The organism is Burkholderia sp. KJ006 (assembly GCF_000262695.1).
In the GTDB taxonomy this organism is placed as follows: domain Bacteria; phylum Pseudomonadota; class Gammaproteobacteria; order Burkholderiales; family Burkholderiaceae; genus Burkholderia; species Burkholderia vietnamiensis.
Genome location: NC_017920.1, coordinates 787,773 through 806,339, shown reverse-complemented (window position 1 = coordinate 806,339; position 18,567 = coordinate 787,773). Strand labels below are relative to the sequence as shown.

Sequence of the window (18,567 nt, the reverse complement as noted above, 5' to 3'; positions counted from 1 at the left end):
GCTTGAATGGGGCGCGCGAACGCGGGCTCAGTCGTTGTTGCCGGCGACGATGCCCATCACCGCCATCCGCACGGCGATGCCGAACGTGACCTGGTTGAGAATGACCGACTGCGGGCCGTCCGCGACCTGCGAGTCGATCTCGACGCCGCGGTTCATCGGCCCCGGATGCATGACGATCGCGTCGGGCGCGGCGAGCGCGAGGCGCTCGGGCGTCAGGCCCCAGGTCTTGAAGTATTCCTGCGCGGACGGCAGCAGCGCGCCGCTCATCCGCTCGTTCTGCAGGCGCAGCATGATGATCACGTCGACGCCCTTCAGCCCTTCGTCGAGGTTGTGGAACACCTTCACGCCCATCTGCTCGAGACCGCCCGGCAGCAGCGTGCGCGGGCCGATCGCGCGCACTTCGGGCACGCCGAGCGTGGTCAGCGCGTGGATGTCCGAGCGCGCGACGCGCGAGTGCAGGATGTCGCCGACGATCGCCACGCGCAGCTTCGTGAAGTCGCGCTTGTAATGGCGGATCGTGTACATGTCGAGCAGGCCCTGCGTCGGGTGCGCATGACGGCCGTCGCCGGCGTTGATCACGTGCACGTGCGGCGCGCAGTGCTCGGCAATCAGGTACGGCGCGCCGCTCGACGCGTGGCGCACGACGAACAGGTCGGCATGCATCGCCGACAGGTTGTTGATGGTGTCGAGCAGCGACTCGCCCTTGCTCGTCGACGACGCATTGATGTTCAGGTTCAGCACGTCGGCCGACAGGCGCGTCGCGGCGATTTCGAAGGTGGTGCGCGTGCGCGTCGAGTTCTCGAAGAACAGGTTGAACACCGACTTGCCGCGCAACAGCGGCACCTTCTTCACCTCGCGGTCCGTCACGCTGACGAACTGCTCGGCCGTATCGAGGATGTGGTTCACGATCGAGCGCGGCAGGCCCTCGATCGACAGCAGATGTTTCAGCTCGCCGTTTTTCGTGAGCTGCGGGTTGCCCTTCAGGAACCCGTAGCGGAACCGCTCGGGGCTCGCGGCCGCGGCGGGCTTGCCGGTGCGGCCAGTGGTGTCGGTGGTCATGGTGTGCGTGATTCCAACTATGCAAACGGGCCGCGGTACGAACCGGCGGCCCGGGATACGGTTGCGCGATTCGATCAGGCGCCGCGCGCCTCGACGCGCAGCGTGAACTGCGCGGCGTCGTCCCGCGCCAGCACGAGCGTCGCGTCGGCCGGCACGTCGAGCGAGCCGCCCGAGAAGCGCGCGGCGACGGGCAGCTCGCGGCCGCCGCGATCGGCGAGCACCGCGAGCTCGACCGCAGCCGGACGGCCGTAGTCGAACAGCTCGTTGAGCGCGGCCCGCACGGTGCGGCCGGTGTACAGCACGTCGTCGACCAGCACGATGCGCGCGCCGTCGACGTCGAACGGCAGCGACGTCGGGCTCGCCTGGCTGTGCAGCCCCTTCTTCGCGTAGTCGTCGCGATGCAGCGCGACGTTCACGACGCCGAAGGCCGGCGCGCCGAGATCGCGCGCGAGACGCTCGGCGAGCCATGCGCCGCCGCTGTGAATGCCGGCGAGCCGCGGGCCGCCCGGCTCGGCGAACGCGGTGCCGTACGCGCCGCGGATCTGGTCGAGCAGGACGCGATAGAGCGCGTCGGCGTCAATGGTGCTCATGGTCGGACAATTCATCGAAATACTGTTGAAGGATCACGCGCGCGGCCTCGGCGTCCAGCATGTCGGTGCGCGCGCGGCCGCGGACGTTGCGCTCGCGCAGCCCGGCTTCGGCCTCGACCGACGAATAGCGTTCGTCGACCCACGTGACGGGCAGCCCGAAGCGGCCGTTCAGCTGATTGCCGAAGCGCTTCGCCTGCTGCGTCATGTCGTGCGGCGTGCCGTCGGGATGCATCGGCAGGCCGACCACCAGCGCGTCGGGCCGCCATTCGGCCAGCAGCTCGCCGACCGCCTTGAAGCGGTGCTCGCGGTTCAGGTTGGGAATCACGACGAGCGCGCGGGCCGAGCGCGTCAGCGCATTGCCGAGCGCGACGCCGATCCGCTTCTCGCCGTAATCGAACGCCAGGAACGTCGCATCGCGCGCGCTCGCGCCGCTCATGCGTGCCCTGCTTCGCCGGACAGCATCGACGAGCTGACGCCCAGCAGGCCGAGCGCGGCTTCGAAGCGCTCCTCGGCCGGCGTGTCGAACACGATGCGCGGGTCGGCCGGCACGGTCAGCCAGCCGTTGCGGGAAATTTCTTCCTCGAGCTGGCCGGCGCCCCAGCCGGCGTGGCCGAGCGTCAACAGGAAGCGCTTCGGGCCGGTACCCGTCGCGACCGCTTCGAGCACGTCCTTCGACGTCGTCATCTCCAGCCCGCCCTCGATCGACATCGACGAGTTGTAGTTCGCGCCTTCGACCGGCTCGTGCAGCACGAAGCCGCGCTCGGTCTGCACCGGGCCGCCGAAGTACACGGGAATGTGCAGCAGCGGCTCGATGTCGAGCTTCAGGTCGATGCGATTGAACAGCGATTCGAGATCGATGTCGGTGGGACGGTTGATGACGAGGCCGAGCGCGCCGCGCTCGCTGTGATCGCAAAGGTAGACCACCGTTCCCGAAAACGTCGGATCCGCCATGTTCGGCATGGCGATCAGGAACTGGTTGGTGAGATTGATGCGATCGGAAGGCTTTGACATGGTTTGAATTTTAGCAAAGACGCCGCGGCCTGACCGGGCCGCGATCAACAAGCAACGCCGCGCCACGCTGGCAACGGCGCGCGCGGATCACACGGCACTCTAACATGCGCGCGCGTGCTGTCGGCAGCGTGTTGCCGCCCCGCCAAACGACGGCTGCCGCCCGTCCTCCGGCCGGTCTCGCTTCATGCCCGCGCGAGCACCGCGCCGAGCGCTTCGGACGCCGCCGTCAGGTCGGGCGGCGCCACGCCGGCCGCGATCTTCAGCAGCGCGGCGCGCAGCATGTCGGATGCGCGAGCGTGCGCGGCGCGAGCGCCGTCGGCGAGCGGCACGCCGTGCGCGGCACGACGCCACGCGAGCCCCAGCGTGTCGGCCAGCAGCGCTGTGTGGCCAAGCCCGAGCGCACACGCGGCCGTGCCGACACGATAGGCGGCCGCCGACGCGCGCCATGCGTCACCCGCATCGGCCGCGGCCGGATCGACGGCCAGATCGGCCATGGACGCGTCGGCCGTCTGCAGGAAATCCTCATAAGCGTGCGCGTTGACGGTCACGACGCCGAGCAGGCGCGTGGGCGCCGACGCGATCGCGTCGTGCTCGGCACGTGCGGCGCCGGCCTCCCACAGCGCTTCGGACGCGGGCGTGCCGGCGACGTGCCAGTCGACCGTCAGACCGTAGTCGTGCAGCACGTCGACGAGTGCGACGTCCTCGGCCGCCGCGCCGTACAACGCTAAATCGCGCCATAGCAATGCAACGGTCTCGCGCACGAGTTCGGGCGGCGCTTCGCGACGGCCCTGCGCCTGTTCGCGCAGCAGCAGATTGGTCCGGGCGAGAAATCGCTTCAACTCCGGCGCCGCGCTCGCGCGCAGCGCGCGCAGGCATGCGGCGCCGAGCCGCCAGAAGTCGTAGGGCGACCCGTCGGCGAGCGCAGTGAGCGTCGTGTCGAGTTCGTCGAGCGCCGTGTCCGGCGTGCCGGCCGTCGCGCGCAGCACGCCGAGCAAAGCCTGCTCGTAACGAGCCCGCGCGCGGCTTGCGAACGCATCGGGCAGCGCGCGCAGCGTCGCCCGCGGCAGCGCGCGTCCGACGAGCGCCAGCACGTCGTGCGGCACGCTCGCGTGCAGGTCCGCGGCGCTTTGCGCGCGCAGCGTCCGGAAATGATCGAAGAGGAGCGGCGAGCAGGCCAGCTCGCGCAGATTGTGCCGCGCGACCGCCGCGCGGAAATCGGCGAGCGCCGCGCGCCACGCCGCGGAAGTCGGTTCCGTCGCCACCAGCGGCGCGGCGGCGGCCAGTTGCCCGGCAAAGCGCGCGGCCGGCAGCCAGCCGGCTTCCGCCAGCACGGCGGCGGCGGCCGACAGCGGCCCGGCGGCATCGTCGTGGCCGACGGCCGCGTCGGCGGCGGCCGCGAGCCACGCATCGGCCGCCCGCACGGCGCCGCCGCGCGGGTTGGGCAATGCGTCAGGGAGGGGAATGTTCGCCGGATCGGACGTCATGGACACGCGCGCCTGTCATCGTCGAGTCGCTCGCGACGGCCGGCCCGTGCAAGCGCCAGGAAGCCGCGAGGCCGGAGCGGAGTGTCCGTGGGCCGGGGTCCCGATCAGATCTGGACCATCTCGAAGTCTTCCTTGCGGGCGCCGCATTCCGGGCACGTCCAGTTGATCGGGACGTCTTCCCAGCGCGTGCCCGGTGCGATGCCCTCTTCGGGCAGCCCGGCTTCTTCGTCATAAATCCAGCCACAAATCAGGCACATCCAGCTCTTGTATTCCATCTTAAGCCGCGTCGGGAAAGTCGGTAAATTCGGGAGCCATGATGGTACCGTGTCGGGGCCGGGCTGCCTAGCAATCGCGGTCGAGTAGCGCGACTATGTCGCGCCGCGCTAAAAAATCCATCGTGCGGGCCGGTTTCCGCCGCATAATGGCTGCAACGTGCGGCCTGCCGGGCAACACAGGGCCCCAAACGGCCCATCTCGCCTCGCGGTCCGCATCTCAGTCGCTTTCCCGTTTTTTTCTTGCCCCATTTCTACATGCCCAGCAACGCCCCTCCGATCGTCCTTACCTTCGGCCTGTCCGATCCCACCGGCGGCTCCGGCCTCCAAGCCGATCTGATGACCCTGGCGAGCATGGGCTGTCACGGCGTGTCCGTCCTGACCGGCTATACCGTGCGCGACTCGGCCGCCTGCGAAGAAGTGACCGGCCTCGACCCAGACGTCGTCGCCGCCCAGGCGCGCATGCTGCTCGAGGACATGCCGGTCGCCGCGTTCAAGATCGGCGCGGCGACGCGCGCGGAAGTCGTCAGCGCGATCGCGGAAGTGGTCGCCGACTACGACGGCGTGCCGCTCGTGCTCGCGCCGGACTTCACGCTCGACGACGAACACGTGCTCGCCGCGGACGACCTGCGCGAGTCGATCGCCGATCTGCTCGCGCCGCAGACGACGCTGCTGGTCGCCGATCACGCGACGCTGATCGCGCTCGCGCAGCCCGACGGCGACGCCGAGGCGCCGAATCTCGACGCGGCCGTGTCGCACCTGCTGTCGCAGGGCTGCGAATACATCCTGTCGTCGGAGACGGGCTCGCACCGGCTCGTCAACACGCTGTATGGCGAGGAAGGCCAGCTGCGCGAGGACATGTGGGATCGTTCGCCGCACCGGCTGATGGGCATCACCGACACGCTCGGCGCGGCGATCGCCGCGCTGCTCGCCAATGGCCAGGAACCGCCCGAAGCGGTGCGCGAAGCGCAGGAATACCTGTACCAGTCGGTACGGGATGCATTCCGGCCCGGCATGGGCGCGTACCTGCCCGACCGGTTCTTCTGGGCGCGCAGCAACGAGGAAACCGACACGCCGCGCGCGACGAAGGTCGAGCCGGTGCCGAGGACGTCGCATCGGCATTGACGGACGCTTTCGCGGCAGCCCGCTGCCGCGAAGATGCGAAGGCGCGAAGGCCTGACGCAGATAAAAAAAGACCCGCATCGCTGCGGGTCTTTTCTTTTGGCTGGAACGCGCATCGCTGCGCGTTCCGGACACCATCGACCGAAGTCGATTACATGTCCATGCCCATGCCGCCCATGCCGCCCGGCATGCCGCCCGGCATCGGAGCGTCTTCCTTCGGCAGTTCTGCGACAGCTGCGTCCGTCGTCAGCAGCAGGCCTGCAACCGAAGCTGCGTTCTGCAGTGCGGTACGCGTGACCTTGGTCGGGTCGACGACGCCGGCTTCAACCATGTCGACGTACTCGCCCGTCGCTGCGTTGTAGCCGTAGTTGCCCTTGCCTGCAGCAACTGCCGCGACCACGACGCTCGCTTCTTCGCCACCGTTCGTGACGATCTGGCGCAGCGGCTCTTCCATTGCGCGCAGCACGATCTTGATGCCGGCGTTCTGGTCGGCGTTCGCGCCGGTCAGGCCTGCGATCGCGGTGCGAGCGCGGATCAGCGCAACGCCGCCGCCTGCCACGATGCCTTCTTCGACAGCTGCGCGCGTTGCGTGCAGTGCGTCTTCGACACGTGCCTTCTTTTCCTTCATTTCGACTTCGGTCGCAGCACCGACCTTGATCACTGCCACGCCGCCGGCCAGCTTGGCCACGCGCTCTTGCAGCTTTTCACGGTCGTAGTCCGACGTCGCTTCTTCGATTTGCGTGCGAACTTGCTTCACGCGCGCTTCGATGCTTGCAGCTTCGCCTGCGCCGTCGATGATCGTCGTGTTTTCCTTGCCCACTTCGATGCGCTTCGCCTGGCCCAGTTCTGCCAGCGTTGCCTTCTCGAGCGTCAGGCCGGTTTCTTCCGCGATGACTTGACCGCCGGTCAGGATCGCGATGTCTTCCAGCATGGCCTTGCGGCGATCGCCGAAGCCCGGCGCCTTGACCGCAACGGTCTTCAGGATGCCGCGGATGTTGTTGACGACCAGCGTTGCGAGCGCTTCGCCTTCGACGTCTTCAGCGATGATCAGCAGCGGACGGCCAGCCTTCGCGACTTGCTCGAGCACCGGCAGCAGATCACGGATGTTCGACACCTTCTTGTCGTGCAGCAGCACGAACGGGTTGTCGAGGACGGCGACTTGCTTGTCCGGGTTGTTGATGAAGTACGGCGACAGGTAGCCGCGGTCGAATTGCATGCCTTCGACGACGTCCAGCTCGTCGGCCAGCGACTTGCCGTCTTCGACGGTGATCACGCCTTCCTTGCCGACCTTGTCCATCGCTTCAGCGATGCGATCGCCGATCGACGAGTCGCTGTTCGCCGAGATCGAGCCGACCTGTGCGATTTCCTTGTTCGTCGTGCACGGCTTGCTGATCTTCTTCAGCTCTTCGACAGCCGCTGCGACTGCCTTGTCGATGCCGCGCTTCAGGTCCATCGGGTTCATGCCCGATGCGACGTACTTCATGCCTTCGCGAACGATCGATTGCGCGAGGACGGTTGCCGTCGTCGTGCCGTCGCCTGCGTTGTCGCTGGTCTTGGAAGCCACTTCCTTGACCATTTGCGCGCCCATGTTCTGGAGCTTGTCCTTCAGCTCGATTTCCTTCGCGACCGACACACCGTCCTTGGTGACCGTCGGGCCGCCGAAGCTGCGCTCGAGCACGACGTTGCGGCCCTTCGGACCCAGCGTGACCTTGACCGCGTTGGCCAGAATGTTCACGCCTTCGACCATCTTCGAACGGGCGGAATCGCCGAATACGACGTCTTTAGCTGCCATCTTCTAACTCCTTGAATTCTTGGGAATATGTACCGTCAGTGGACGCTTACTTAGCGTTGACCACGGCCATGATGTCTTCTTCGCGCATGACGAGCAGCTCCTGGCCGTCGACCTTGACGGTCTGGCCAGCGTACTTGCCGAACAGCACGCGGTCGCCGACCTTCACGTCGAGCGCGATCGGCGCGCCCTTGTCGTCGCGCTTGCCCGGGCCGATGGCCAGGACTTCACCTTGATCCGGCTTTTCGGCCGCTGCGTCGGGAATCACGATACCCGAGGCGGTCTTGGTTTCCTGATCCAGGCGCTTGACGATCACGCGATCGTGCAACGGACGAAGGTTCATATTCACTCCTCTCTTGAATGAGATTGAAGAACGCTTAGGGAATCTGCCCGGCTGGTCGCCCGGCAGAGAATTGTTAGCACTCTCGTGCAGCGAGTGCTAATTATATGGACGGGTTTTGACAAATTCAAGAAGGGGAGCAGGAGGATTTTTCAGCGGCACGAATGCGGTGGAATTGCGCTCGAAGAAGGCATCAAATCGTTTAAAAACAATGAGATAGGTGTCGATTCGCGGCATCGAAGCGCCGCTGCCCTACGGGATTTCCCGATCGTTGCCCCAATTTGACCCGTGGCCGGCAGCAAGTTCCGCGAACATCGCACGGCGCCGAAAAACCGGCCGGCACGCCTGGCGGCGACCGGGCGACCGGTGCGGCACCGTTACATATCCGGACAGCCGGCGACCGGCCGGAACGTCCGGCCGTCGGTCTCGACGGTGGTGCCGAGCAGCCGCGCGAGCCCGCGCGCGCCTTCGCGCATCACGACGTCGTGATTCCACGTGAACAGCGGACGCGCGACCGGCGCGAGCCAGTTCATCCAGGGTTCGCGCGTGCGGATGTGCCAGTCGTAGCGCACGACGGTGCGCGCGCCGTCGCCGCGGAACGACCAGCGGCCGTCGCCTTCGATCGCGCCGCTCGCGCGGCCTGCGAGCACGCGCGGCCGCTCGACGCGCAGCACGCGCATGTCGAAGGTCAGACGGTACGGCAACGCGCCCTTCCACGTATAGCGCTGCAGCGCGCCGACGCCGCGCGCGTCGCCCGGCTCGAGCTCGACGGTCCGCACCGCGCCCTTCCACCATTCGGGCCAGCGATCGACCTGGTAGATCGCGTCCCAGACGGCCGCGAGCGGCGCGTCCACGCGCCAGGTCGTCGAAAACCGGTATTCCGCCATGCAGCCTCCGGCACGAAGCGGAATCAGGGCGCGAAAAAGCGGGCGGGAAACGCGACGTCGATCTCGACGTCGTCGAGCGTCACCGTCTCGAGCGGCTCGCCGTCGCCGTCCGCGAAGCTGACGACCTTCAGCGGAAAACCGTCGTCGGCGTCGAGCCACAACCGGTAGCGATGCACGCCGTCCACCGCATGCGCGGGCGCGCCGGTCACCGTCACACGCAGCGCGGCCCGGCCGCCGATCGTTTCCTCGCCTTCGGTCACCGTCGCGCCGCCCTGCTGCAGCGCCTGCACGTTGCGCAGCAACTCGCCGACGTCCGACCGGTCGACCCGGTGGCCGCTGTGGTCGCGTACCAGCGGATTGGCCGGCGACAGCGTCAGCGCCGGCGGCACATGCTCGCCGAACGGACGCAGCCGGACCTTGCCGTCGCCCGGATCGTATGCGAGCACGGCGCCGTGATGCGGCGACACGAAGTCCATCCGGACGAAACCGGGTTTGAGGTACGCGTAATGGATTTCGGCATGCTCGCCGCTGCGCGCCGACGAGCGGATCGTCGCCCGATACGAGTGAACCTGCTCGAAATGGGCGTGCGCCACGGTTACGGGATCGGCTGTCATGCTTGCTCCTATCAGGCTCGCGGCCAGCAGCGCGGCGATCACGGCGCCGCCTCGACGACCAGCACGCCCGCCATGCCGCGCTCGCGATGGCTGCGCAGGAACAGCAGCCGGTGCGTGCAATAGTAGGCGAAGCGACCGGGCTGCCTCGGCGTGAAGCGCAGCGTGCGCGGCGTCGTGGCCAATTCGGTGTGCACCGCGATGCCGGCCTGCGGCGCGTCGATTTCGAAACTGTGCGGCACGACGCCCGGCTCGGCCGATACGGTCAGCTCGACCGGTACGTCGGCGCGCACGATCAGCAGCGCCGGGCGGAAGAAGTAACTGCCGCCGACGATGGTCGCGCGCTGCACGCCGTCCGCGTCGACCGGCACGCGCGTCGGCACCGTTGCATCAGCGCGAGCAAACGCGGTGCCTGCCGCGAGCGCGCCAGCCGTCAACAGCTTCAGGATCTTCGGCTTCATCGTCTGCTCCATGCCGCCGTGCGGTGGGCGGTCAGCCCTTCCACGCGTCGGTCGGGCCGCCGAGTGCGCCGCACGCATCGATCGCGAGCTCGCGCAGGCGGCGTTCGTCGCCATCGCCGGACAGCGCATAACCGATGCCGCGATCCGACCAGAAATACGTATGGCGACCTTGCGACGACAGCGCGCGCGGCGCGAGACGCCGCGCGTCGTACGCGGTCATGTAAAGCGTCACGCGCGCGCCGTCGGCACGCTGATACATCAGTTGCGCGGCCGGGCCGGCGTCGCCCGGCAGCAGCCGGCCGCCGAGCAGCGCGTAACCGTATTCGTCGAGCGCCGGCGCGCGCACCGGCCGCCCGAGCCGCGCGGACAGCCAGCCGGTCAGGCGCGCCGCAGCGCCGGCATCGTGCGCGCCGACTTCGACCGGATGGTCGCGGTCGAGCGCGTACACCGCGTATGCGGCGTCCGCGCGCGCGGCGAACGCGGGAGCTGCGCCGAACGCCGTCCAGCCGGCATGCAGCGCGACGCTGAGCAGCAGTCCGGCCGCGAGCCCGGCGAATGCGTACGCGGCCGCGTGCCGGCGCGACGCGCGCCCCTGCACGAACAGCGCCGGCGCGGCGGGCGGCAGCGGAAACAGCGCGTGCAATGCGTCGCGCTGTGCGCCGTAATGCGCGAACCGGTCGGCCGACTGCGCATCGGACCGCAGCCGCTCGAGCACCTCGCGGCGCTCCGGCCCGGACAGTTCGCCGTCGAGCAATGCCGACAGCAACTGGGCCGATGCGGTGTCGTCCGCATCGTGCGAAGGTGTGCGCGGTTCGTCGTCCATCATGTCTTCCCGATGACCCGTAGTGCGGCCGTGCCGTGCGTCGACGGCTCGCCGGACAGCAGCGCGCGCATCTGTTCGCGCGCCCGCGACAGCCGCGACATCACCGTCCCGACCGGCACGCCGAGCACCTGAGCGGCATCGCGGTAGCTCAGCTCCTCGAGCGCCACCAGCAGCAGCACCTCGCGTTGCTCGACCGGCAGCCGGTACAGCGCGCGCTGTACGTCGCGCAACACCAGCCCGCCGATCTCGCCGCCCGGCGCGGCCATCGTCTGCCAGGGCGCGGTCGCATCGTCCACCGCGATCTCGTGCCGCGCGCGCAACTGATCGATGAAACGGTGCCGCAGCAACGTCAGCAGCCACGCGCGCAGGTTCGCGGTGTCGCGCGGCGGCCGGTTCAGCGCGCGCTCGAGCGTGTCCTGCACGAGATCGTCGGCCCACGCGCGCTCGCCCGTCAGCGCGCGCGCATACCGCGTCAGATGCGGCAGCCATACCAGCAGATCCGATTCGTAGCTCATCCGGATGCCTCGCGCATCGCGCGTCGCGCGCCGTCAGGCCGTCGCTCGCTCAGGGACGCGCGACGTGCCACATGCCGCCGACCCCGTCGCCGCTCGCGTCGCCGGCCTTGCGGTCCATCTTCCAGCGATACAGCGGACGGCCGCGATATGCCCATTGCTTGCTGCCGTCGTCGCGCGCGACGAGGGTGAGCGGGCCTGCTGCGTGGTCGTAGCCGTCGGCGAGCGCGGGCGGCCAGTTCGCCACGCAGGCGCCCGTGCACGTGCTCTTGCCGGGCGCGTCGTGGTCGAACACGTACAGCGTCATCCGGTGTTCGTCGACCAGTTTCCCGTCGCCGACCTGCGGCGGCTCGGCGGCGGCCGGGCGTGCAACCGCGGCGGTCAGCGCGATCGCAACCATCATCGTCTTCATTGCCGTTCTCCTTTGCGTGGCATCGCGGCACGGTGCTGCCCGACGGGACGTTCGGCATGGTGCCGATCATTATCCTGCCGTGCGTGTGCGCTGCGACTCGGTATGTAAACGAATGAGCGTGGGTGGTTATTCCGGGCGGCCGCTGCGCCGGGGCGGGCGCACGTCGGCTGGTGGTGGGGTGAGGACGAGCGCGATGCAAAAGAAAACGCGGCATGACGTTGAAGTCATGCCGCGTCGTGTGACGCATTGCGCGCGGCGAGCGATGCGCCGCCGCCGCGCGCTGTGCGGTGGTTACCTCGGCAAGGCGGCCGTTACTGCCTGGAGGAGCGTCGACACCGGCGCGAGCGGGTTGTTCGCCGAACCGTTGCCCGAGTGCGGCGTGACCGACAGGCCCGGCGTGGAGCCCAGCGCGGTGCCCACCGTCGTGCCGGCCGCGTTGACGACCGTCGCCGTCGCATTGCCCGTGGTCGACACCAGCGAGCCGACCGCGCCTGCCGTGCTGCCCCCGGCGCTGGCGCCTGAGCCGAGCAAGCCGCCGCCGGCCGCGGCGGCAGAACCGGCCGCACCGGTCAACGCACCCGCGGCCTGCCCGAGTGCCGCCGGGCCGTTCGCGAGCGCGCCCGTCACCGAGCCGAGTGCGCCGGTCAGCGCGCCGGCCGGGTTGTTGCCGCCGGTCAGACCGCCGACGAGGTTCGTGATCGGCGCGATCGGGTTGCCGCCGCCAGCGCCCGCGAGCGTGCCGACGACCTGATTCACGACGCCCTGCACCGGCGCCAACGGGTTCGTGCCGCCGAGGTTGCCCAAGGCGCCGGTGACCGTGCCGAGTGCGTTGGTCAGCGCACCGGCCGGGTTGCTGCCGCCGAGCGTGCCGACGACCTGGTTCACGACGCCTTGCACCGGCGCCAGCGGGTTCGTGCTGCCGAGGTTACCCAAGGCGCCGGTGACCGTGCCCAGTGCGTTGGTCAACGCGCCCGCGGCGTTGCCGCCGGTCGGCAGCGCGTTCTGCAAGCCGTTGACGAGGTTCGTGATCGGCGCGATCGGGTTGCTGCCGCCAGCGCCGGACAGCGTGCCGACGACCTGATTGACGACGCCCTGCACCGGTGCCAGCGGGTTCGTGCTGCCGAGATTGCCCAAGGCGCCGGTGACCGTACCGAGTGCGCCGGTCAGCGCGCCCGCGGCGTTGCCGCCGGTCGGCAGCGCGTTCTGCAAGCCGCTGACGAGGTTCGTGATCGGCGCGATCGGGTTGCTGCCGCCAACGCCGGACAACGAGCCGACGACCTGATTGACGACGCCCTGCACCGGCGCCAGCGGGCTCGTGCTGCCGAGGTTGCCGAGCGCGCCGGTCACCGAGTTCACCGCATTCGTCAGCGCTTCGGCCGGATTGCCGTTGCCGAGCGTGCCCGCCACCTGCGTGACGGCGCCCTGCACCGGCGCGAGCGGGTTCGAGGCGCCACCCAGGTTGCCCAGCGCACCCGTGATCGTGTTGACGCCGTTGCCCAGCGCGCCGGCCGGATTGCCGCTGCCGAGCGTGCCGGTGACCTGATCGATGACGTTCTGGACAGGGGCAAGGGGATTCGCGCCGCCGACGTTGCCGAGTGCGCCGGTCAATGCACTGGCCGGGTTACCGCCGCCAACGTTATCCAATGCACCGGTTACCGTGCCGAGCGCTCCGGTCAATGCACTGGCCGGGTTACCGCCGCCAGCGTTAGCCAACGCGCCGGTCACCGTGCCGAGTGCACCGGTCAACGCGCCGGCCGGGTTACCGCCGCCAGCGTTACCCAGCGCACCGGTCACCGTGCCAAGTGCTCCCGTCAACGCACCCGTCACTTGACCGACCGCGCCCTGCACCGCCGCCAACGGATTCGCGCCGCCCCCGACACTCCCCAACGCGCCCGTCACCTGATTCACCACGCCCTGCGCCGGCGCGAGCGGCGTCACCGTGCCGCCGCTGCCCCCCAGCGCGCCCGGCAACCCATTCACCACCCCCGACAACGCCTGCGCCGGATTGCCGAGCGACGTCTGAAGCGCGCCGGCCCCGCCCGTCGTCACGGTCACCGAGCCCAGCGGCGACGTGCCGGTCGCGGCCAGCCCGACCGACACGTTGTTCGTCGGCGGGTTCACGATCACTTGCGGGATCGGCAGCGCATCGAGCGCCGCCGCCATCGCCGAACCGGAAGTCAGCACCCCGAACACCGTCGCGACCGACAGCGCCACACCCGTCAAATTAATGTTTTGTCCCATCTTTATTTACCCCATCTCGGTTGGCACTACGTTGATAAAGCATGGGGACGGATCGCACGAAGCATGCCACCCTAATAAAATGGTCCGACTCGGCTATTTATTGCGACGCAATAACGGATTTATATGGATCTACAGGGAAAAGGACGGCGCATTTCCACCGACTCGTCAGACGAAAGAGCATCGTGGACTACGGATGTAACGTAACGTTTTCGAGGCCGCAGGTAACGTGTTCCGGTACATTCGCGCACATTGCAGCCATTCGTCGCCACGCCCTCGACGCCCGTATGGACCGCCCATCCCTTTTGCATTTCATTTCGATGAAATGCATTTAAAAATCGGCGGGATTTCTTATTTTCTTATCGGCGATTTCTTTCCGATCAATTACGCAGACCATTGCGATCGACATAGTTTTCGCCACTACGTATAGTCGAATGAAAAACTGTGAAAACCGCCCGCACAGCGGCCGTCACATCGTGCCCGGCCGCAGTCAACCGAAGCCCACAGGCCGATACGAATGCGGGTCGATATACGTCGGCGCGCCGGTCATCATCTCGGCGAGCCACCGGCCGCTCTCGCGCGAACAGCCGCGCGGATGAGCCGCTCGCCTGCGCAGGCTAGATACAATGGCGCAACCGCCGCGGCGCCGGTGCCAGCGCGCGCGAACGCGCCGCCCGCCCCCCGCTCACCCGAGATCGCGATCCCGATGCGCAAGAAGCCATCCCCCGTCAAAGACCTGCTGCTCTCCCGTTACGCACCGATCGCCGACGGCATCGCGGCGCTGTTCTTCCCCTATGCGGAAGCCGTGATCCACGACCTGCACGACCAGACCGTCCTGTACCTGGCCAACAACCTGTCGAAGCGCGAGGTCGGCGACGATTCTGCGCTGGAAGAAATCGATCACTCCGCGCGCGAGCGCGTGATCGGCCCGTACGAAAAGCTGAACTGGGACGGCCGGCGCATGCGCTGCGTGAGCAACGTGCTGTTCGACGACGAAGGCCGCCCGGCCGGGATGATGTGCATCAACTTCAACATCGCGGTGTTCGACGACGTGCGCGCGACGCTCGACGTGTTCATCAAGGGCGCGGGGATCGTCGCGCAACCGGACGAGCTGTTCCGCGACGACTGGCAGGAGCGCATCAACACGTTCCTGCACGGCTGGCTGCGCGAGCGGCAGGTCGGCCTGAACGGTCTCACGCGCGAGCACCGGCGCGAGCTGGTCGAAGCGCTGTACGCGGAAGGCGCGTTCCGCGGCAGGAGCGCGGCCAACTACGTCGCGAACGTGCTCGGGATGGGCCGCGCGACCGTCTACAAACACCTCAAGCATCTGAAGGAAACGCAAGGCGACGCGTAAGCGCGACTGCACCCCGCCGGCCCGCCGCGCGTGCGCCGGCGAGGCAAGCCGGCATGCACGATGCGTCTGCGAGCGCAGCCGCCCGACGAAACGCCGGCGCATCAAATGCTATAGTCGCAGTTACACTTTTCCCGCCGAACAGCCGATGACGCCCCTGCCCGCCCCGACCGCCCGCCCGATGCTCACCGTCGAGATCTGGTCCGACCTGATCTGCCCGTGGTGCTGGATCGGCAAGCGCCGCTTCGACGACGCGCTCGCCACATTCCCGCATGCGCAGCACGTCGACGTCGTGCTGCGCGCGTACCGGCTCATGCCGGGCCAGCCGGTCGAACCGGTCGAGGCGATGCTCGCGGGCAAATACCGGATGTCGGCGGCGCAGGTCGACCAGATGCTGCGCCAGGTGACCGACGCGGCCGCGAGCGTCGGGCTGCGCTACGACCTGCCCGGCACGCTCGTCGGCGACACGCTCGACGCGCACCGCGTCGTGAAGCTCGCACAAGCGACCGGTCATGCGCACGCGCTGACCGAGCGACTCTACCGCGCGTATTTCTGCGAGCACGGCGCGTTGTTCGACCACGCGGCGCTGACCGACTTCGCGGTCGAAGCGGGACTCGAACGCGCGGCCGTCGAAGCGACGCTGCGCAGCGATGCGTACCGCGACGAGGTCGAAGCCGACGTCGCGCGCGCCGCGCAGATCGGCGGACGCGGCGTGCCGCTGTTCGTGTTCGGCGGCCGTTACGCGGTGTCCGGCGCACAGCCGGTCGACGTGTTCGCGCAGGCGCTCGAGCGCGCGTGGCACGACGGCGCGAGCGTCGCATTCCACGACGACGCGGCCGCGTGCGGCCCCGACGGCTGCGAACTGCCGCCGCGCGCATGACGCACGGGCCGCGCGACTACGCGCCGCTCCTGCCACAAACCGACAGGAACACGGCGCGAACGGCGTCTACAATTCAGCCTTTCAAATAACTATCAGAGCGAGGCTGCAGACGATGACCCATGGAATCCACGGCCAGCAGCGCTGGTATGCGCTGATCGTCCTGTGCCTCGGCGTGCTGATGATCGTGCTCGACAGCACGATCGTGAACGTCGCGCTGCCGTCGATCGGCGCCGACCTCCATTTCACCGGGACGGCGCTCGTCTGGGTCGTCAACGCGTACCTCTTGACGTTCGGCGGCTTTCTGCTGCTCGGCGGCCGGCTCGGCGACCTGTACGGCCAGCGCCGCATGTTCCTCGCGGGCCTCGTGGTGTTCACGCTCGCGTCGCTCGCATGCGGCGTCGCGCCCTCGCAGACGCTGCTGATCGCCGCGCGCGCGGTGCAGGGCTTCGGCGGCGCGGTGGTGTCGGCCGTGTCGCTGTCGCTGATCATGAACCTGTTCACCGAGCCCGGCGAACGGGCGCGCGCGATGGGCGTCTACGGCTTCGTCTGCGCGGGCGGCGGCAGCCTCGGCGTGCTGCTCGGCGGGCTGCTGACCAGCACGCTGTCGTGGCACTGGATCTTCCTCGTCAACCTGCCGATCGGCATCGCCGTCTATGCGATGTGCGTCGCGCTGCTGCCGCGCGTGCGCGTGCCGGCCGACGCCGCGCGGCTCGACGTCGCGGGCGCGCTCACCGTGACGGCGTCGCTGATGCTGGCCGTCTACGGGATCGTCGGCGGCAACGAGGCCGGCTGGCTGTCGCCGCAGACCGTCGGGCTGATCGGCGCGGCGCTCGCGCTGCTCGCGGCGTTCATCGCGATCGAGGCGCGCGTCGCGCATCCGCTGATGCCGCTGACGCTGTTCGCCGCGCGCAACGTCGCGCTCGCCAACGTCATCGGCGTGCTGTGGGCGGCGGCGATGTTCGCCTGGTTCTTCCTGTCCGCGCTGTACATGCAACGCGTGCTCGGCTACGGGCCGCTGCAGGTCGGCCTCGCGTTCCTGCCGGCCAATCTGATCATGGCCGCGTTCTCGCTCGGGCTGTCGGCGCGCATCGTGATGCGCTGCGGGATCCGCGGCCCGATCGCGGCCGGCCTGCTGATCGCCGCCTGCGGGCTGGCGCTGTTCTCGCGCGCGCCCGTGGACGGCGGCTTCGTGTGGCACGTGCTGCCCGGCATGACGCTGCTCGGCATCGGCGCGGGCGTCGCATTCAATCCAGTGCTGCTCGCCGCGATGAGCGACGTCGAGCCGGCCGATTCCGGGCTCGCATCGGGCATCGTCAACACCGCCTTCATGATGGGCGGCGCGCTCGGCCTCGCGGTGCTTGCGAGCCTCGCCGCGGCCCGCACCGAGGCGCTCGCGGCCGCACGAGCCGCATCGCTCGACGCGCTGAACGGCGGCTACCACGCCGCGTTCGCGGTCGGCGCGGCGTTCGCGGCCGCCGCCGGGCTGCTCGGCCTCGCGCTGCGCATTCGCCGGCAGGATGCTATGCCGGGCGTCGGTCCCGCGGTCCACTGACTGCCCTGAGGCGCGGCGGCCGGCCGCGCCGGCCTTCGTTGCGGCGCCGTGTTCCGCCACGGTCCCAAAGGCATGCGCATGCGCCGCGGGCCGCCCGCAGCCGGGCCGCCCGCGCCACGGCCGCGCGATCCATTCAAACGGCCGTTTCAGGTGCCGGCACCGGCTGCCCGGCCGACTTTGCGCATCGATTTTTAACGTAGTCGTACACCGGCTCGCCACATTTGCGACAATGGCGGACTTTGACCTGCGCGCCGCCGCCGAACGCCGCATAACCGCCTGCTTCCGATGTCGCTTCCCCATATCGATCCGCTGTACTCCCTGTCCGGCCTGTTCGTCGGCATCCTCGTCGGTCTGACGGGCGTCGGCGGCGGTTCGCTGATGACGCCGATCCTGGTGCTGCTGTTCGGCGTCCACCCCGCGACGGCGGTCGGCACCGACCTGCTGTACGCGGCCGCGACCAAGGCCACCGGCACGCTCGTGCACGGGCTGAAAGGATCGGTCGACTGGCGCATCACCGGCCGGCTCGCGGCCGGCAGCGTGCCGGCCGCCGCCGTCACGCTGTGGGTGCTCCACACGCACGGGATGAATTCGCCCAGCACCGCACGCACGATCCAGCTGGTGCTCGGCGTCGCGCTGCTGCTCACGTCGCTCGCGCTGATCTTCCGCCCGCAGCTCACCGCGCTCGCCGCGCGCAATCCGCTCGCGCCGAGCCCCGCGCGCACGCTGTGGTCGACCGTGCTGACCGGCGCCGTGCTCGGCGTGCTGGTGTCGATGACGTCGGTCGGCGCCGGCGCGATCGGCGTCACCGTGCTGCTGTTGCTGTATCCGGCGCTCGCGACCAGCCGCATCGTCGGCTCCGACATCGCGCACGCGGTGCCGCTCACGCTCGTCGCCGGCATGGGCCACTGGCTGCTCGGCTCGGTCGACTGGTCGATGCTGCTGTCGCTGCTGCTCGGCTCGCTGCCGGGCATCGTGATCGGCAGCCTGCTGTCGGCGCGCGCGCCCGAGCGGCTGCTGCGCAACCTGCTCGCCGCGACGCTGATCGCGGTCGGCGTGCGGCTCGTGCTCGCGTAAGCACGGCTGCGCGGTTCCCCGCCGCACCCGCCCGCGCGTCGCGCGCCGGCGATTCGTCTGAAAAAACAGCCCGACCGGCTCGCGCCGATCGGGCTGTCG

Annotated in this window: 20 protein-coding genes; 5 read left to right on the top strand and 15 right to left on the bottom strand. The window is 69.0% G+C overall.

The window, feature by feature from the left end; translation table 11 throughout:
* Positions 1-27: 27 nt before the first annotated feature.
* The 6 genes from MYA_RS03660 to MYA_RS03635 all read right to left on the bottom strand — a co-directional run bounded on the left by MYA_RS03660 (position 28) and on the right by MYA_RS03635 (position 4,419).
* Complete coding sequence (locus tag MYA_RS03660) at positions 28-1,059, bottom strand: aspartate carbamoyltransferase catalytic subunit (RefSeq protein ID WP_014722549.1); 1,032 nt, start codon at positions 1,057-1,059, stop codon at positions 28-30.
* Positions 1,060-1,133: 74 nt separating this feature from the next.
* On the bottom strand, positions 1,134-1,649 hold the full coding sequence (gene pyrR / locus MYA_RS03655; protein WP_011883512.1) for a bifunctional pyr operon transcriptional regulator/uracil phosphoribosyltransferase PyrR: 516 nt from the start codon (positions 1,647-1,649) through the stop codon (positions 1,134-1,136).
* Positions 1,636-2,085: a Holliday junction resolvase RuvX gene (gene ruvX, locus MYA_RS03650; RefSeq protein ID WP_011883510.1), complete on the bottom strand. Its 450-nt coding sequence runs from the start codon at positions 2,083-2,085 to the stop codon at positions 1,636-1,638. Before ruvX ends, pyrR begins: the two co-directional genes overlap by 14 nt.
* A complete protein-coding gene (locus MYA_RS03645; RefSeq protein WP_011883507.1) occupies positions 2,082-2,660 on the bottom strand; it encodes a YqgE/AlgH family protein in 579 nt (192 codons plus the stop codon). The genes ruvX and MYA_RS03645 overlap by 4 nt, the downstream gene beginning before the upstream one ends.
* 182 nt (positions 2,661-2,842) lie before the next feature.
* Positions 2,843-4,144, bottom strand: a complete 1,302-nt coding sequence (locus tag MYA_RS03640) for a hypothetical protein (protein ID WP_014722548.1) — start codon at positions 4,142-4,144, stop codon at positions 2,843-2,845.
* A gap of 104 nt (positions 4,145-4,248) precedes the next feature.
* A complete protein-coding gene (locus tag MYA_RS03635) occupies positions 4,249-4,419 on the bottom strand; it encodes a rubredoxin (RefSeq protein WP_004186709.1) in 171 nt (56 codons plus the stop codon).
* Positions 4,420-4,674: 255 nt separating this feature from the next.
* On the opposite strand from MYA_RS03635, the gene MYA_RS03630 reads away from it, so the two are divergent.
* Positions 4,675-5,541, top strand: coding sequence for a hydroxymethylpyrimidine/phosphomethylpyrimidine kinase (locus tag MYA_RS03630; RefSeq protein ID WP_034194489.1), 867 nt, complete (start codon positions 4,675-4,677; stop codon positions 5,539-5,541).
* Positions 5,542-5,689: 148 nt separating this feature from the next.
* On the opposite strand, the gene groL is transcribed toward MYA_RS03630, so the two are convergent.
* The 9 genes from groL to MYA_RS03585 all read right to left on the bottom strand — a co-directional run bounded on the left by groL (position 5,690) and on the right by MYA_RS03585 (position 13,614).
* Entirely contained in the window at positions 5,690-7,330 is a 1,641-nt protein-coding gene (gene groL, locus MYA_RS03625; protein WP_011883504.1) for a chaperonin GroEL, read from the bottom strand.
* A 46-nt stretch (positions 7,331-7,376) separates the two neighbouring features.
* The gene (gene groES, locus MYA_RS03620) at positions 7,377-7,670 is read right to left on the bottom strand and encodes a co-chaperone GroES (protein ID WP_004186661.1); all 294 of its coding nucleotides are present in this window, start codon (positions 7,668-7,670) and stop codon (positions 7,377-7,379) included.
* Positions 7,671-8,044: 374 nt separating this feature from the next.
* The gene (locus tag MYA_RS03615) at positions 8,045-8,554 is read right to left on the bottom strand and encodes an SRPBCC family protein (RefSeq protein ID WP_011883502.1); all 510 of its coding nucleotides are present in this window, start codon (positions 8,552-8,554) and stop codon (positions 8,045-8,047) included.
* Between the two features lie 23 nt (positions 8,555-8,577).
* On the bottom strand, positions 8,578-9,210 hold the full coding sequence (locus MYA_RS03610; RefSeq protein WP_014722546.1) for a sigma-E factor regulatory protein RseB domain-containing protein: 633 nt from the start codon (positions 9,208-9,210) through the stop codon (positions 8,578-8,580).
* Positions 9,207-9,626, bottom strand: coding sequence for a quinol oxidase (locus MYA_RS03605; RefSeq protein ID WP_041493937.1), 420 nt, complete (start codon positions 9,624-9,626; stop codon positions 9,207-9,209). The genes MYA_RS03610 and MYA_RS03605 overlap by 4 nt, the downstream gene beginning before the upstream one ends.
* 31 nt (positions 9,627-9,657) lie before the next feature.
* On the bottom strand, positions 9,658-10,449 hold the full coding sequence (locus MYA_RS03600; RefSeq protein ID WP_014722544.1) for an anti-sigma factor family protein: 792 nt from the start codon (positions 10,447-10,449) through the stop codon (positions 9,658-9,660).
* On the bottom strand, positions 10,449-10,964 hold the full coding sequence (locus MYA_RS03595; RefSeq protein WP_014722543.1) for a sigma-70 family RNA polymerase sigma factor: 516 nt from the start codon (positions 10,962-10,964) through the stop codon (positions 10,449-10,451). The genes MYA_RS03600 and MYA_RS03595 overlap by 1 nt, the downstream gene beginning before the upstream one ends.
* 49 nt (positions 10,965-11,013) lie before the next feature.
* On the bottom strand, positions 11,014-11,373 hold the full coding sequence (locus MYA_RS03590) for a COG4315 family predicted lipoprotein (RefSeq protein WP_014722542.1): 360 nt from the start codon (positions 11,371-11,373) through the stop codon (positions 11,014-11,016).
* A 291-nt stretch (positions 11,374-11,664) separates the two neighbouring features.
* Positions 11,665-13,614 carry a beta strand repeat-containing protein gene (locus MYA_RS03585; protein ID WP_041493763.1) on the bottom strand — a complete coding sequence of 650 codons (1,950 nt, stop codon included), beginning with the start codon at positions 13,612-13,614 and terminating at the stop codon, positions 11,665-11,667.
* A gap of 703 nt (positions 13,615-14,317) precedes the next feature.
* Here MYA_RS03585 and MYA_RS03580 point away from each other — a divergent pair.
* The 4 genes from MYA_RS03580 to MYA_RS03565 all read left to right on the top strand — a co-directional run bounded on the left by MYA_RS03580 (position 14,318) and on the right by MYA_RS03565 (position 18,468).
* The gene (locus MYA_RS03580; protein WP_014722539.1) at positions 14,318-14,965 is read left to right on the top strand and encodes a helix-turn-helix transcriptional regulator; all 648 of its coding nucleotides are present in this window, start codon (positions 14,318-14,320) and stop codon (positions 14,963-14,965) included.
* A gap of 145 nt (positions 14,966-15,110) precedes the next feature.
* Complete coding sequence (locus MYA_RS03575; protein ID WP_041493762.1) at positions 15,111-15,842, top strand: DsbA family oxidoreductase; 732 nt, start codon at positions 15,111-15,113, stop codon at positions 15,840-15,842.
* Positions 15,843-15,954: 112 nt separating this feature from the next.
* Entirely contained in the window at positions 15,955-17,394 is a 1,440-nt protein-coding gene (locus tag MYA_RS03570; protein WP_014722537.1) for a DHA2 family efflux MFS transporter permease subunit, read from the top strand.
* A 285-nt stretch (positions 17,395-17,679) separates the two neighbouring features.
* A complete protein-coding gene (locus MYA_RS03565) occupies positions 17,680-18,468 on the top strand; it encodes a sulfite exporter TauE/SafE family protein (RefSeq protein WP_011883481.1) in 789 nt (262 codons plus the stop codon).
* Positions 18,469-18,567: the final 99 nt, after the last annotated feature.

Coding starts and splice junctions, on each gene's coding strand:
- MYA_RS03660 (WP_014722549.1), bottom strand. CDS start 1,059: ATGACCACCGACACCACTGGCCGCACCGGCAAGCCCGCCGCGGCCGCG.
- pyrR (WP_011883512.1), bottom strand. CDS start 1,649: ATGAGCACCATTGACGCCGACGCGCTCTATCGCGTCCTGCTCGACCAG.
- ruvX (WP_011883510.1), bottom strand. CDS start 2,085: ATGAGCGGCGCGAGCGCGCGCGATGCGACGTTCCTGGCGTTCGATTAC.
- MYA_RS03645 (WP_011883507.1), bottom strand. CDS start 2,660: ATGTCAAAGCCTTCCGATCGCATCAATCTCACCAACCAGTTCCTGATC.
- MYA_RS03640 (WP_014722548.1), bottom strand. CDS start 4,144: ATGACGTCCGATCCGGCGAACATTCCCCTCCCTGACGCATTGCCCAAC.
- MYA_RS03635 (WP_004186709.1), bottom strand. CDS start 4,419: ATGGAATACAAGAGCTGGATGTGCCTGATTTGTGGCTGGATTTATGAC.
- MYA_RS03630 (WP_034194489.1), top strand. CDS start 4,675: ATGCCCAGCAACGCCCCTCCGATCGTCCTTACCTTCGGCCTGTCCGAT.
- groL (WP_011883504.1), bottom strand. CDS start 7,330: ATGGCAGCTAAAGACGTCGTATTCGGCGATTCCGCCCGTTCGAAGATG.
- groES (WP_004186661.1), bottom strand. CDS start 7,670: ATGAACCTTCGTCCGTTGCACGATCGCGTGATCGTCAAGCGCCTGGAT.
- MYA_RS03615 (WP_011883502.1), bottom strand. CDS start 8,554: ATGGCGGAATACCGGTTTTCGACGACCTGGCGCGTGGACGCGCCGCTC.
- MYA_RS03605 (WP_041493937.1), bottom strand. CDS start 9,626: ATGAAGCCGAAGATCCTGAAGCTGTTGACGGCTGGCGCGCTCGCGGCA.
- MYA_RS03600 (WP_014722544.1), bottom strand. CDS start 10,449: ATGGACGACGAACCGCGCACACCTTCGCACGATGCGGACGACACCGCA.
- MYA_RS03595 (WP_014722543.1), bottom strand. CDS start 10,964: ATGAGCTACGAATCGGATCTGCTGGTATGGCTGCCGCATCTGACGCGG.
- MYA_RS03590 (WP_014722542.1), bottom strand. CDS start 11,373: ATGAAGACGATGATGGTTGCGATCGCGCTGACCGCCGCGGTTGCACGC.
- MYA_RS03585 (WP_041493763.1), bottom strand. CDS start 13,614: ATGGGACAAAACATTAATTTGACGGGTGTGGCGCTGTCGGTCGCGACG.
- MYA_RS03580 (WP_014722539.1), top strand. CDS start 14,318: ATGCGCAAGAAGCCATCCCCCGTCAAAGACCTGCTGCTCTCCCGTTAC.
- MYA_RS03575 (WP_041493762.1), top strand. CDS start 15,111: ATGACGCCCCTGCCCGCCCCGACCGCCCGCCCGATGCTCACCGTCGAG.
- MYA_RS03570 (WP_014722537.1), top strand. CDS start 15,955: ATGACCCATGGAATCCACGGCCAGCAGCGCTGGTATGCGCTGATCGTC.
- MYA_RS03565 (WP_011883481.1), top strand. CDS start 17,680: ATGTCGCTTCCCCATATCGATCCGCTGTACTCCCTGTCCGGCCTGTTC.